This window comes from Candidatus Blochmannia vicinus, assembly GCA_030020825.1.
Taxonomy (GTDB): domain Bacteria; phylum Pseudomonadota; class Gammaproteobacteria; order Enterobacterales; family Enterobacteriaceae; genus Blochmanniella; species Blochmanniella vicinus_A.
In genome coordinates this window covers 209,471-224,481 of the sequence record CP125213.1, presented here as the reverse complement: position 1 = coordinate 224,481, position 15,011 = coordinate 209,471, and the positions used below count along the sequence as shown (strand labels likewise).

Annotated in this window: 15 protein-coding genes, 1 tRNA gene and 1 rRNA gene; 11 read left to right on the top strand and 6 right to left on the bottom strand. The window is 27.4% G+C overall.

What is annotated here, in order from left to right; genetic code table 11:
* Positions 1-4 precede the first annotated feature (4 nt).
* The 3 genes from rpsD to rplQ are packed head-to-tail and all read left to right on the top strand — an operon-like array spanning position 5 to position 2,085.
* Positions 5-628: a 30S ribosomal protein S4 gene (gene rpsD, locus QMA81_00940; protein WHL24894.1), complete on the top strand. Its 624-nt coding sequence runs from the start codon at positions 5-7 to the stop codon at positions 626-628.
* Between the two features lie 34 nt (positions 629-662).
* On the top strand, positions 663-1,655 hold the full coding sequence (gene rpoA, locus QMA81_00935) for a DNA-directed RNA polymerase subunit alpha (GenBank protein WHL24893.1): 993 nt from the start codon (positions 663-665) through the stop codon (positions 1,653-1,655).
* A 46-nt stretch (positions 1,656-1,701) separates the two neighbouring features.
* A complete protein-coding gene (gene rplQ, locus QMA81_00930; GenBank protein ID WHL24892.1) occupies positions 1,702-2,085 on the top strand; it encodes a 50S ribosomal protein L17 in 384 nt (127 codons plus the stop codon).
* Between the two features lie 53 nt (positions 2,086-2,138).
* Here rplQ and fmt read toward each other — a convergent pair whose 3' ends face one another.
* Complete coding sequence (fmt, locus tag QMA81_00925) at positions 2,139-3,113, bottom strand: methionyl-tRNA formyltransferase (GenBank protein WHL24891.1); 975 nt, start codon at positions 3,111-3,113, stop codon at positions 2,139-2,141.
* Positions 3,114-3,155: 42 nt separating this feature from the next.
* Complete coding sequence (gene def, locus QMA81_00920; GenBank protein ID WHL24890.1) at positions 3,156-3,647, bottom strand: peptide deformylase; 492 nt, start codon at positions 3,645-3,647, stop codon at positions 3,156-3,158.
* A gap of 422 nt (positions 3,648-4,069) precedes the next feature.
* Here def and QMA81_00915 point away from each other — a divergent pair, with 422 nt between their 5' ends.
* The 3 genes from QMA81_00915 (at position 4,070) to rrf (ending at position 5,840) form a co-directional block, all read left to right on the top strand.
* Positions 4,070-4,639: a Sua5/YciO/YrdC/YwlC family protein gene (locus QMA81_00915; GenBank protein ID WHL24889.1), complete on the top strand. Its 570-nt coding sequence runs from the start codon at positions 4,070-4,072 to the stop codon at positions 4,637-4,639.
* 25 nt (positions 4,640-4,664) lie between these two features.
* Positions 4,665-5,546, top strand: coding sequence for a shikimate dehydrogenase (gene aroE / locus QMA81_00910; protein ID WHL24888.1), 882 nt, complete (start codon positions 4,665-4,667; stop codon positions 5,544-5,546).
* Positions 5,547-5,724: 178 nt separating this feature from the next.
* Positions 5,725-5,840: ribosomal RNA gene (gene rrf / locus QMA81_00905) — 5S ribosomal RNA — on the top strand.
* 285 nt (positions 5,841-6,125) lie between these two features.
* Here the strand turns inward: rrf and gloB are convergent.
* Positions 6,126-6,881: a hydroxyacylglutathione hydrolase gene (gene gloB / locus QMA81_00900; GenBank protein WHL24887.1), complete on the bottom strand. Its 756-nt coding sequence runs from the start codon at positions 6,879-6,881 to the stop codon at positions 6,126-6,128.
* Positions 6,882-7,148: 267 nt separating this feature from the next.
* Positions 7,149-7,607 carry a ribonuclease HI gene (rnhA, locus tag QMA81_00895; GenBank protein WHL24886.1) on the bottom strand — a complete coding sequence of 153 codons (459 nt, stop codon included), beginning with the start codon at positions 7,605-7,607 and terminating at the stop codon, positions 7,149-7,151.
* Positions 7,608-7,668: 61 nt separating this feature from the next.
* Here rnhA and dnaQ point away from each other — a divergent pair, with 61 nt between their 5' ends.
* Complete coding sequence (gene dnaQ, locus QMA81_00890) at positions 7,669-8,427, top strand: DNA polymerase III subunit epsilon (GenBank protein WHL24885.1); 759 nt, start codon at positions 7,669-7,671, stop codon at positions 8,425-8,427.
* A gap of 186 nt (positions 8,428-8,613) precedes the next feature.
* Entirely contained in the window at positions 8,614-9,201 is a 588-nt protein-coding gene (lpcA, locus tag QMA81_00885) for a D-sedoheptulose 7-phosphate isomerase (GenBank protein ID WHL24884.1), read from the top strand.
* 155 nt (positions 9,202-9,356) lie between these two features.
* Here the strand turns inward: lpcA and QMA81_00880 are convergent.
* Both QMA81_00880 and QMA81_00875 read right to left on the bottom strand, forming a co-directional pair.
* Positions 9,357-9,433 (bottom strand) — tRNA-Thr (locus tag QMA81_00880).
* A gap of 59 nt (positions 9,434-9,492) precedes the next feature.
* Positions 9,493-10,095, bottom strand: coding sequence for a peroxiredoxin C (locus QMA81_00875; GenBank protein WHL24883.1), 603 nt, complete (start codon positions 10,093-10,095; stop codon positions 9,493-9,495).
* 1,475 nt (positions 10,096-11,570) lie between these two features.
* On the opposite strand from QMA81_00875, the gene tgt reads away from it, so the two are divergent.
* From tgt to secD, 3 genes are all read left to right on the top strand, one after another.
* On the top strand, positions 11,571-12,677 hold the full coding sequence (gene tgt, locus QMA81_00870; protein ID WHL24882.1) for a tRNA guanosine(34) transglycosylase Tgt: 1,107 nt from the start codon (positions 11,571-11,573) through the stop codon (positions 12,675-12,677).
* Between the two features lie 71 nt (positions 12,678-12,748).
* Positions 12,749-13,096, top strand: a complete 348-nt coding sequence (gene yajC / locus QMA81_00865) for a preprotein translocase subunit YajC (GenBank protein ID WHL24881.1) — start codon at positions 12,749-12,751, stop codon at positions 13,094-13,096.
* Positions 13,097-13,126: 30 nt separating this feature from the next.
* A complete protein-coding gene (gene secD / locus QMA81_00860; GenBank protein WHL25296.1) occupies positions 13,127-14,989 on the top strand; it encodes a protein translocase subunit SecD in 1,863 nt (620 codons plus the stop codon).
* Positions 14,990-15,011 lie beyond the last annotated feature (22 nt).

Sequence of the window (15,011 nt, the reverse complement as noted above, 5' to 3'; positions counted from 1 at the left end):
GTATATGGCAAAATATTTAGGACCTAAACTTAAACTCAGTCGTCGTGAAGGAACAGACCTATTTTTAAAATCTGGAATTCGTCCAATTGATTCCAAATGTAAACCTGAACAACCCCCAGGGCAACATAATATACGTAAATCTCGGTTGTCAGATTATGGAATACAGTTACGAGAAAAACAAAAAGTTAGACGTATGTATGGTATCTTAGAACGTCAATTTTCTAATTATTATAAAAAAGCTACGCGTATTAAAGGAAACACCGGTGAAAATTTACTGAAATTATTAGAAAGTAGATTAGATAATATTATATATCGTATGGGATTTGGAGCAACACGTGCTGAAGCTCGTCAATTAGTAAGCCATAAATCCATTATGGTTAATGACCATATTGTTAATATAGCTTCATATCAAGTTATGCCTAATACAATTATTAAGATCCGTAAAAAATCACGGAATCAATCCAGAATTCGTGCTGCTTTAGAACTTTCTGAGCAGCAACGAGAAAAATTAGCATGGATTGAAATTGATCCTGTTGAATTGCAAGGCATATTTAAACGTTATCCAGAACGCAACGAATTATCTGCAAATATCGATGAACATCTGATTGTGGAATTATATTCAAAATAAACAAATATTGTAAGATAATAAAAGAGAGGCAGCAATGCAGAACTCTGCAACAGAATTTTTAAAACCACGTTTAGTAGATATTGAACAAATTACTAACACTCACTCCAAAGTTACTTTAGAACCATTGGAACGAGGATTTGGGCATACTTTAGGAAACGCCCTACGTCGTATTTTACTTTCCTCAATGCCTGGATATGCGATAACAGAAGTTGAAATTGACGGAGTACTGCACGAATACACTACAAAAGAAGGTATACAAGAAGATATTTTAGAAATTTTACTTAATCTAAAGAAATTAGCTATTAGAATTGAAGGAAAAGATCACATTATTCTAACTTTAAAAAAATCTGGTATCGGTCCTGTGGTCGCAAACGATATTACATATGATACCAATAATGTAAAAATTATTACTCCAAATCATGTTATATGTCATATAACCGATAAGAACGCATCTATTAATATGCGTATAAAAGTACAACGGGGAAGAGGTTATGTCCCAGCTTCTTCTAGATTTAATCCTGAATCAGATACCTTACCAATTGGTCGATTATTATTAGACGCATGTTATAGTCCAGTAGAAAGAATTTCTTATAACGTAGAAGCTGCTCGTGTTGAACAACGTACAGATTTAGATAAACTAATTATTGACATGGAAACTAATGGCACTATAGAACCTGAAGAAGCAATTAGGCGTGCAGCTACAATTTTATCCGAACAATTAGTGGCTTTTATTGATTTGAAAGATATACATCAACCAGAACATAAAGAAGAAAAACCAGAATTCGATCCAATTTTATTACGTCTTGTTGATGATTTAGAACTGACTGTACGCTCTGCTAATTGTTTAAAAGCAGAATCTATTCATTATATTGGTGATTTAGTACAACGAACAGAAGTGGAGTTATTAAAAACTCCTAACTTAGGAAAAAAATCATTAACAGAGATAAAAGATGTATTAGCTTCTCGTGGATTATCTTTAGGAATGCGTTTGGAAAATTGGCCTCCGACAAATATTTTAGATGGTTAACATATTTATAATTTATCATTATAATATAATTGAGGTAATATGTATTATGCATCATCGAAAAAGTGGCTCTAAATTAAATAAAACCAGTGCTCATCGTAAGGCTATGTTTCGGAACATGGTTATTTCATTGGTAACCTATCAAATTATAAAAACTACTTTATCTAAAGCCAAAGCTCTACGTCGTATTATTGAACCATTAATTACGTGCAGTAAAATAGATACAGTTGCAAACCGGCGTTTAATTTTTTCTAAAATTAGAAACAATAACATTGTTACAAAATTATTTACACAAATCAGCCCACATTTTTTTAATCGTCCTGGAGGATACACTCGTGTTTTAAAATGTAGATCACGTAAGGGAGACAATGCTCCAATGGCATATATCGAACTAGTGGAACGATCTAAAATAATAAAAAATATAAAACAATAATTAAAAATAAATACTACACCTCATAACAAAACTATGAATTTATATAATTCATTTTATTCTAACATGGAATTAGGTATAAACCATTCTTTATATGCATTGAGGATATCACGTATCAACGTTCTTTTTTTACCTGACATTTGTAACATAGTAAGTATTAATATCCCAGAACCAGTAACAACATAAATACCATATGGATTAATTGATAATATAGTACCAGGTAGCAGAGATGATGACGAATGATGACAATAGTCCACCGTATTTCGGTTACCTATTTCAGAGCTCCATACTCTAATACGACAATTTTTTACTAAAAAATAACTAATTGGCCATGGATTAAAAGCACGGACACATCGCTCTAATTGATTTGCTGATAACTTCCAATCAATACGTGCTTCTTGTTTAGTTAATTTATGTGCATATGTAGCATAAGTTGAATCTTGAGGTATTAGCGTATATGTTCCTAAAATAATCTGATCCAATACTTTTAGTAACATAGAGGATCCCATCTTTGCTAATCTATTAGAAAGGGTATAACTTGTATCTTTTGGTAAAATATTACAAGGCATCATGTGTAAAATATCACCAGTGTCAATACCCAAATCCATTCGTATAATAGTTATACCTGTAATATTATCACCATATTCTAACGCACGTTGGATTGGTGCTGGACCACGCCAACGAGGTAATAATGAACCATGTACATTAATGCACCCTAGTCTCGGTATATTCAATATTTCTTCAGGTAAAATTAATCCATAAGATACAACCACTATTAAATCCACATTAAGTTTTTTAACAATGTGAATCATTTCAGAAATGGATAAAAAATTAGATTGAAATAACGATATATTGTGCTTTTCTGCCATATCGTGTAAAGATAAAAAAGATCTACGTTTTGATACCTGTATTTCCTGAGTAAAAATCGCTATTATTTGATGTATAGAAAAATAAACTAACGTATATAAGTGCCACACCGCAAAATTTGTAGTTCCAAAAAAAGCAATACGTAATGATTTTATGTGTTCCATAATGTATAATATACTAAAAATAAAATAAATACGTTCTAATATTTAAGATAATTTTTTTATTTTTTTATAAATTTTTTTAATTTTTAGTGGAGATAAATAATCAATAAAAAGCTTACCACATAAATGGTCTACTTCATGTTGAATACAAATTGCTAATAAATTATTTGCTTCTATTTCAAATTTACTACCATTTTGGTCTAATGACTGAACTGTTACATTTTCTGAACGAGGAATGATTTCATGTATTTGAGGAATAGACAAACAACTTTCAGTCATACAAATAATACCTGTTCTTTTTATAATATTAGGATTGATAAGAACTAGCTGTTGCTTATCTTTTACGTAAAGATCAATAACAATAATTTGTTGTTGAATATTAACTTGTGTTGCAGCTAAACCAATACCTTTATTAAAATACATCGTGTCAAACATATCATTTACAATCTGCCTAGTATCATCAGAGACTGTAATAACAGGATTAGCAATTTTTCTGAGACGTTTATCAGGGTAACGCAATATTTCCAATATCGACATAAATAAAAAATTATTAAAATTAAATTTTAGGTAAATTGTATATGATCTGATCAATTATGGATATAATTCAAAAAAAATATAAAATCTTCATATTTATGACCAAACATATATATTCATTTATTTTAAAAAAATTTTAGCAATACTCAACTTCTGGAACTTAAAATCTAATTAAAGAATCAAATACATGTAACTAAATATAATTATATACATAAGTATATATAGAATATTGAATATATTACAACACAAATATGTAATAAAGATATTAAATCATATCTATATAATATATAAATATCAAGACTTGAAATATTATAATTTTATATATAAACTTAAGAAAAATTAATTGATTAATAACTTTAAAAGTATCTTATAAACAGCGATTTAGATTAAGGAATACTATATGCTATTTTACTAAACAATAATCTATGACAAAAATATTTTTTTCATCAAATATAAAAGAGTTGCTTGTGCAACTATATCAAGGCAAAGTAATTATTTATCCAACAGAGTCAGTGTTTGGATTAGGATGTGATCCTGATAATAAATCTGCAATACATACTTTGTTGAAAATAAAAAATAGATCATGGAAAAAAGGTTTAATTTTAATTGCTGCCAATTACACACAATTACTAAAATATATTGACGATAGTTGCTTAAATGAAAAACAACGGTCTCGAGCTTTTTCCATTTGGCCTAAACCGACGACATGGGTATTTCCAGCAAGAATGAATAGTCCATATTGGCTAACAGGTCAATTTTCTTCCTTAGCAGTAAGAATCAGTTACTTTGAACCAATTCAGCATCTTTGTTTAGCCTTTGGAAAACCTTTGGTGTCTACTAGCGCAAATCTATCTGGACAACCTCCTGCGCGTACTATCACAGAGGTATACAAGCAATTTGGGTATGACATACCCATCATGTATGAAGACGTACTTGGAAGACCTAATCCTTCAGAAATTAGAGATATTATAACTGATAAATTAATTCGTGGATAATTTCTATTATTAAGGAGATACATAAATGAGTGCCTTTGCTGTTTTTGGTAATCCAATTGAGCATAGTAAATCAGCTGAAATTTACGCATTATTTGCAAATGAAACCGGAATTAAAAAAGAATATGATTTAAAATTAGTATCACAAAATAACTTTGAAAATCTATTATATAGTTTTTTTAAATCAGATGGATTAGGTGCAAATATTACTGCTCCATTTAAAGAACGCGCATACTTTATATGTCATCAATTAACTGAACGGGCTAAAATAGCTCGTTCAGTTAATACAATTAAAAAACTAAAAAATGAAATTTTATTAGGAGATAATACCGATGGCGTAGGATTTATTAGTGATTTAAAACGTCTTAATTGGATCAACGAAAACAATTGTATTACTACAACAACACACCACGACGACACATCTACAAAAATAAATATTTTATTAATCGGTGCTGGAGGCGCTTCAAAAGGAATTATTCTTGCATTATTACCCACAGTAACAGAATGTGACATATATATAGTAAACAGAACATTTCATACAGCCCAACAATTAGCATTTTATTGCCATAATATAGGATATAAAAATATAGAATGTATGCCTTTATGCGAATTAGGTTATAATGCTAATAAATATAATTTAATTATTAACGCTACGACTAGCAGTATGATTAATGCTATTCCAAAAATCCCGCCTTCTATCATTACTCCTTTAACTAAATGTTACGATTTATTTTACCAAAAACAAGATACATCATTCATAACATGGTGTAAAAAATATGGATCAAACTATTGCTCAGACGGATTAGGTATGTTAGTAGAACAAGCAGCTCATGCATTTTTATTATGGCATGATGTATTTCCTTCTGTTGATCCTATATTAAATCATTTAAGATCTACTCTTTATATGTAGTGATATAATTTTTATAAAAAATAGTATGCAAAAATTCTTTATTCGTAAGATTTATTCTTGTAGAATAAATCTTACGAATTTAAATATATTTTACTTTATAAAAACTTTAAAATAATATATAATATTTCGTGGTGGTGGTTATTAAAATATTTGTATAGTATATCAGTTGTGAAACTAACTTGGCGGCGTTAGCGCGATAGTACCACCTGATCCCATTCCGAACTCAGAAGTGAAATGTCGTAGTACCGATGGTAGTGTGGGGTTTCCCTATGCGAGAGTAGGGGGCTGCCAAGTGAATTTATTCTAGGTAATCTAGTTTTTATTAAAAACTAGAAAAATATAAAAAAAGAAAAAATTGTTTTTATTACAAATTTAATATACACAATTAATAACATTATTATAGAACACGGGTTTTCTTTTATTTCTTAAGAAGAAATATTCTATCTAAATGTAGACGTTACTACAACATCATAACGATCTATTTTATAGAAAAATGAGAACAAAAATAAGTAAAATTTCTATTATATGTAGATTTATACAGTTTATTTCTATATTTTATAAAAATGCCAGAATAAAAAATTAAAACAGATCTTTTTTTTTGCGCAATTCATAAAAAATCTGCCATTTTTCCTTAATATCAGACGATAAATGCAGTGATCTTCTTATATCTACGTTACTACAACGAAAAAAAGGATTAACTTTCAGTTCTAAACCTACCGTTGTTGGTACAGTGGATTTATTTTTTTCACGTAATTTAATAACTTTATTACGATAATTAATAATAAACTGATCATGAGGTAACATAAAAATAGCAAAATTAACATTAAGTAATGTGTATTCATGCCCACTAAAAATTAAAGTATTACAAGGAAAATTCTGAATTTTTATAAAAGACTCATACATCTTTTTCGCAAGTCCCGCGCAAAATGTACCACAACCTGCAGAAAATACGGTATCACCACAAAATAACCAAGGCGCACTGTAAAATCCTATGTGCCCTAATGTATGCCCAGGAAAATGAAATACCCTGAATTTTTTCTGTAATAATATAAAGTCGTCTCCTTCTGATACTACAACATGAATACAACTATTTTTAGTTTCCTCAGGGCCATAAATAATTGTTTTTGGAAAATATTGTATTAATGTACTCACCCCATTGACATGATCAGCATGATTATGAGTTAATAGAATTGCCCGTAACACAAATTGAAATCTTTTTAAAATTTTTAATACTGCTATTGCTTCTCCAGGATCAACAACTATGCATTCATTTCTATAATTATATAGAATCCAAATATAATTAGTATTTAATGCTGGGACTCTAATAATATTCATAATTAATTGTAGTTATTTAATAAATAGCTAATAAATATTTTAAAAATTTTTAGAAACACAAATGTATAGAATTTGTAGTTCTTAGTATTTTGGACTAAATTTGTCAAGTACAAATATAATACACCATAAAAATTCAATAATTATTTTTAAATATATCATGCTACTAAAAATAGAAATAACATATATAATATAATTTATGAAAATTTTTCATATGCAAAAAAATATATATTTATATAGGTAAAAAAATTGCTGCATAATATATTATTATTATTGATAAAAATCTTCATTTAGAGGATATTTAGCAGCTAATCGAGCTAATTGATCACACCGTTCATTATCTGGATGGCCAGTATGACTTTTTAACCAATTCCATTGCATAATGGAATGCGATTTTATCGCTATGTCTAAACGTTGCCATAAATCAATATTTTTTACTAATTTTTCTTCAGCAGTTTTCCAACGATGTTTTTTCCATATATGAATCCATTGAGTCATCCCATGTAACAAATATTGACTATCAGTATTTAAAATAATTTGACATGGATTTTTAAGTGATTCTAACGCAATAATAGCTGCCATTAATTCCATACGATTATTAGTAGTTAAACGATATCCAATGCTAAACTCTTTTTTATGTTGTTTATATCGTAATATAGCAGCACAACCACCTGGCCCTGGATTACCAAGACATGATCCATCAGTAAAAATTTCTATTTTTTTATACATATATAGGATATATTATAATATTAATTATAAATTAAACTAGTGTGACACAAATAAAAAATATATGAGCACTAATATTATACGACAAATTGTTCTAGATACCGAAACCACTGGTATGAATAAATTTGGCCTTCATTATGAAGGCCATAGAATTATTGAGATTGGTGCAGTAGAAATCATCAACCGTCATTTAACTGATAATAAATTTCATGTGTACCTTAAACCAAATCGAGGAGTTGATATTGAAGCTTTTCAAATACACGGAATTAGCGATCAATTTTTAAAGGATAAACCAACTTTTTCAGAAATAATAAATGAATTTTTAATGTTTATTAGCAATAGCGAATTAATTATTCACAATGCTCCATTCGATCTAGGTTTTCTTAATCAAGAGTTACAAATATGTAATAAAAACCAAAAAAAAATAGAATCTTATTGTACTATAATTGACACCTTAAAATTAGCTCGTAAAAAATTTCCAGGGCAACGTAATAATTTAGATGCATTATGCGAACGTTATTTCATTAATAATGATAAACGACGAAACCTACATAGCGCATTAATTGATGCACGAATTTTAGCTAACGTATTCTTATCCATGAGCGGAGAACAAACAAAAATGGAATTTATGAAAATAGCAAATATGTCAAATAACAAAATTAATAATATAACCCAATTAAATAACAACATAAAATACATTAGCACTAGTACAACATCATTAAAAATTGTTTATGCTGATGAACAAGAAAAATTAGCCCATGAAGAATATTTAGATCGTATACAGGAAATGAATAAAAACTGTATATGGCGGCAGAAATCATAATATAATAAATAATAAGTTGCTTAACTATGTTTCAAATAAATTACACAACCCAAATGAGAATATATTTATTATTAATAATAGTTAAAGAAATTTATATATTTGATTATTATATACGATATAATACAATTTATTACAATTACAATATTATATTTATCCCATATATGTTCTTGTTTTATAGGAGTGATTATGTATCATGATTTAATTTACAATGAATTTAATGAAACCATAAAAATGATGAAGATTTTTACCCATGAAAAACATAATATTCATGCAGTAGAATCGTCTGCAAAACTTATTGCTAATACTTTTAAAACAGGAGGAAAAGTATTGTCCTGTGGGAATGGTGGTTCACACTGTAATGCAATGCACTTTTCAGAAGAACTAACCGGACGTTATAGAAACAATCGCGTAGGCTATGCAGCTATTGCGATTTCTGATCCATCATACTTATCATGTGTCAGTAACGATTTTGGTTATGAATATGTATTCTCTCGCTATGTTGAGTCTATCGGAAATGAAAAAGATTTACTATTTGCTATCTCTACTTCTGGTGAATCAACTAATATCTTATATGCTATAGAAGCGGCGCATAAAAAAAATATGAAAACAATCTTTTTAACCGGGAAAAAAAAAGAGAGTAAACTATCCAATTCTATAAATATAGAAATTTGTGTACCGTATTTTAGTTATTTTGATCATATTCAAGAAATTCATATTAAAATCATTCATCTACTTATTCTTATAATAGAAAAAGAAATGATATCTTTTTCTTAAAAAGAACTAAAATTAATATGAATTTATAATACACAAAACAATCTTTTATCACATCATACAAATAAAATAGTAAAATATTTAATTTCAATCACTCTCCAGGTCTAAACTCCGCACCATACTTCACAGTATGGTTTAAAATCCTAGTTACATTTTTATGCCGATAATAGGATTTGAACCTATATCTTTCGCATTACGAATGCGCTGCTCTGCCTATTATATGAGCTATATCGGCATAAATTAATTACACAAAAAATTAACACATCTATCTCTATATATATTAAATATACTATTTTATAATTGGGAAAAATTATCAATAAGATAATTCATTACTCCCTTTTGAGATGCTTCTAATCCCTCTTTATCTTTATTCCATTGAGCAGGACATAAAAGACCATGAGTCTCATGGAACTGTAATGCATCTACCATACGTAACATCTCATCAAAATTTCTACCAAATGGTAAATCATTCACCACCTGATGTCGTATCACTCCTAATTTATCTATTAGAAAAGAAGCACGTAAAGCAATTCCTTTATCTAAATGTTCAATACCGTATTTTTTTATAATTTCATGTTTTACATCAGAAACCATAATATACTGTAACGCTCCAATTCCTCCCTGACTTACAGGGATTTGCCTCCAAGCACTGTGTACGAAAACTGAATCTATAGAAACTCCAATAACTTCTACATTTCTTTTCTGAAATTCAACATAACGTTTATTACAAGCAATCAATTCTGATGGACAAACAAAAGTAAAATCCATAGGCCAAAAAAATACTATTGCTTCCTTTTTATCAATATAATCCAATAAATTAAAATTATCTACAATTTCACCATTTCCTAATACTGCAGAAGAAGTAAAATCTGGGGCACAACGGCTAACTAACACCATATATATTGACCTCTCAACTTTTGTGAAGATATGAACATATTAAATATATAAATTAATCTCACACTAATAATCAATATCTTATTTTACCGTTTAACCTATTCTTATGCAAATAATATCAAAGAAAATATCATTAAATAAAAATTATTATTCTTTAAAAAATAATTGTTGATAATTTTTATTATTTTTATAAAAAATTGTTTATCGGATTATTATATACAATAAATATACATATATATGTCGTTACAATATATCATGCATGTCAAAAATAAATATATTTTCTCTATTAAAATAATAATTTTTATATGTTGCATTATATATATGATTTTCAATCAATAGTTTATATATAAACTATTGATTGAAAAAATTAATATTTAACTATAAAAATTTAAATAAAATATATACATTACTTTATAATGAATTTTTTATTCAAACTGTTTATAAACTAAATTATTAAATATCTATTATTTAAATAAAAAATTTAATCAATCAAAATCACAGTATGAAAATAATTAACTAATAGTTATATTAGATTACTTTAAATATTCCAAAAATTAGTATTAGAATAATTTGATATTTAATAATATTAAAATAATTCTAGTTAGCTATATAAATATAATAATGGAGAAATTTCTATTTTCATAGAAAGATTAATTATATATAATTTTTCAATTAATAAAATTGATACCTGATATAACATCACATCATTAAATAATGAAAATATATACACTAAAATAGTGAATACATATTTAATAATTTCTATAAAATATTTTACAAAATTTATTTATTAATGACAATGATGCACAAGTCATACAAATAATATTAAAATACAACTAGATATCTATCCAGTTGCATTTTAATACATGAATAAACAAATTATAAACAACATATCAAAAAATTATGATATAAAAACTAAATTTAGATAACTATTTCAATAGTTAAGTAATATTTTCGATAATTTTGTATTAACCAAATTATGCAATGATATGCAAATGGTTTCATAGTTTTATATAGATCGTCTTATTTTATTAATTAATACAAACTATCAAAATAAAATTATACTAATACAATAAACATATACGAATATTCATAAATGATGGTTAACCACTACATTAAAATAAAAACATATATATCAAATAATAAATATACATCAACTAATATGAAGCAACCGAATACTAATATTACACCTATATATATCATACATAGTATGATAATTCATTTTATTTTAAATAATATATTTAAACGGTTTTTATTGAAATTAATAACAATTGTATCAAAAAATGAAAAATGTCATTTTATATTCGCTAAGAATCATGAACTATATCATATATAGTATATATATGTAATTACAAAATACAATATATTCGTGATTTATAACATATCTGCATATAGATTCATAATAACTTATATGAATCTATAATTAGTTCCATCATATTTGTATTTGATTGATAAATATTTATTTAATTAGGATAAAAATTATGACATTTCAATTATTACAAACAGATGGTTACGCTCGACTTGGTAGGCTTATTTGTAACCGAGGGATAGTAGATACGCCTGCCTTTATGCCCGTGGGAACCTGTGGATCTATAAAAACCTTAACTTCAGAAGAAATTAAAGAAAGTGGAACACAAATTATTTTAAGTAACACTTTTCATTTATGGTTACGTCCTGGTTCAAATATTATAAAATTACATGGTAACTTACATAAATTTATGAACTGGATGGGCCCTATAATTACAGATTCAGGAGGATTTCAAATATTTAGTTTAAGTAAAATACGCATGATTACAAAAGAAGGAGTATACTTTAGGAGTCCTATAGACGGGCATCTTGTATTTTTAACTCCAGAAAAATCTATAGAAACTCAACATGATTTAGAATCTGATATAGTTATGATATTTGATGAATGCGTATCTTATCCTAATACTTGGGATTACATAAAAAAATCAGTAGACCTATCTTTACACTGGGCTGAACGCAGCCGTTTGCGTTTTGATGCATTACATAATTCAAATATGTTGTTTGCCATTATTCAAGGAGGCATGTATGAACATTTAAGAGATATATCGACAAAAGAATTAATAAATATTGGTTTTGATGGATATGCAATAGGAGGTTTATCAGTAGGAGAACCAAAAAAAGAAATGTATCGCATTTTATCTCATATATGTAAAACTATTCCTAAAAATAAACCACGTTACTTAATGGGCGCTGGTAAGCCAGAGGACTTGATAGAAGCTGTACGTCAGGGTATTGATATGTTTGATTGCGTTATACCCACTCGTAATGCTCGTAATGGATATTTATTTGTTTCTGATGGAATAATTAAAATTCGTAATACACAATATAAAAAAGATACTTCCCCAGTAGATAAGAACTGTGATTGTTATACTTGTCAATATTATAGTCGTTCGTACTTGCATCACTTAGATCGTTGTAAAGAAATTCTTGGTGTACGTTTAAACACCATTCATAACTTACGATATTACCAGAATTTAATGGAGGACTTACGCCAAGCCATAAAAATGAAATCATTGCAAAAATTTATCGATATCTTTTATCAGCGCATTAATCGTATTTAATATTAAATTAAAATTAAATATTTTTTGAATTAAACTAACAACACAACTATTTTATATCATAGGAAATATACATGAATATATTTATTAATACTGCTTGGGCAAGTACCAATTCGAATTCCCAGAGCAATCCATATTCTTTAGCAATTATGTTAGCAATATTTGCTGGCATTTTCTATTTTATGATTTTTAGACCACAACAAAAACGCAATAAAATTCATAAAGAATTATTAAATTCTATCTCAAAAGGAGATGAGATTCTAACCAATGGAGGGCTAATAGGCCGTGTAGTCAGAATTACAGAAACAGGCTATATTTTTATTATTCTCAACGAAAAAAATGATACCAGTGGCAATGAAATATTAATTAAACGCGATTGTGTTACCGCCATTTTACCTAAAGGTACGATGAAAGCACTATAATTCCTAATATTATGTACCTTGAGATAAAAACTGGTGTTAAATCATTATTCTTTATGGAAATATCTTGCAGTTATACTAGTATTTACTACTGGTATAATCTATACATTACCCAGTTTATATGGAGATAAACCTACAATATATATTACTCAATATATTACAGAAGAAAATCATCAAACACTTGATAATATTTTATTATCTCAAATAAAAAAAATACTAGAAAACGAAAAAATAACTAATAAATCTATTTCATTACAAACAAATAAAATTTTAATACAGTTTTTCTATGAAAGAGATCAACTAAAAGCTTATCAAAAATTATCAACTATTTTTATAAATAAATATCAAATATTTCTTTGTACTACTCCAGCGGCACCATATTGGCTATCTGTAATAAAAGCTAAACCTATAAAGTTAGGATTAGATTTATGTGGGGGAATATATTTTGTAATACATGTAAATACAGAAATTATACTAAATAAATTACAAGAACAATATATTGATACTTTAAAGACTACCTTATTTGAAAAAAAAATTCCCTATATAAAAATGTATAAAATTAAAAATCATGGAATTGAAATTAATTTTCAAAATTCTAACTATAGAAATAAAGCAATTATACCGCTATCCGAAATAAATCATGATTTACTAATACATAGAATAGAAGATGACAAACTACATATTATTTTTTCTGAAAAGAAAAAACATGAAATATGTGAGCGTGCTGTACAACAAAATTCTACTATTTTATATCATCGTATACACCAATTAGGTATTACTGAACCATTAGTACAACGTAACGGAATTGATCGTATTATTATAGAATTACCTGGCATTCAAGATATCAAAAAAGTTAAAAAAATACTTAGCACAACAGCAAGTCTAGAATTCCGTCTAGTTAATTCAAAAATAAATGACTTTGAAATAAATAATGATTTGATTCCAGAAGATTCTGAAATAAAACTGACTAATAATGGTTATTTAGTGCCATTATACAAAAAAATAATTTTATCTGGAAATTATATTATAAATTCCAATATTAGCTTAGATGAATATAATCGTCCTCAAGTAAATATTACTTTAGATAAAATAGGTAGCTCGATTATTTCAAACTTTACCAAAAACAATATTGGAAAAACTATAGCTACTTTATTTGTAGAATATAAAGATAGTGGAGAAAAAGATTCTACAGGCCATCCACTTCTCATCAAACATGAAAAAATTATCAATATTGCTACTATTCAATCTCAATTAGGTAATAGTTTCCGTATTGTTGGAATTAATAATTTAAATGAAGCACGTCATCTATCACTATTATTACGTATGGGAACTCTAACAACACCTGTTCATATTGAAGAAGAACGAATTATTGGCCCTATGCTTGGTAAAAAAAACATCACACAAGGATTTACCGCTTGTACTTTAGGAATATTAACTTCTATATGTTTTATGGTTTTGTGGTACCATTATTTTGGATTAATTGCTAGTATTGCACTCATTGCTAATTTGATACTTATGATAAGTACAATGTCTATAATCCCAGGCATGGTATTAACTATGCCAAGCATAGCAGGGATTATATTGACTTTATCCGTAGCTGTAGATGCAAATGTGTTAATTAATGAAAGGATCAAAGAAGAATTAAAACAAGGTAAACCGGTACAATATGCTATACATACAGGGTATCGTAAAGCATTTACTAGCATTGTAGACGCAAATATTACAACTATTATTACCTCTATTATATTATATTTAATTGGAACAGGACCAATTAAAGGATTTGCCATTACTACGATCATTGGGGTAGGGACATCAATGTTTACATCCATCATTGGTACTCGCGCTGTTGTTAATTTAGTATATGGAAAAAAAAACGTGAATAAATTATCTATTTAACTTTATTGAATTTTTAAAACTA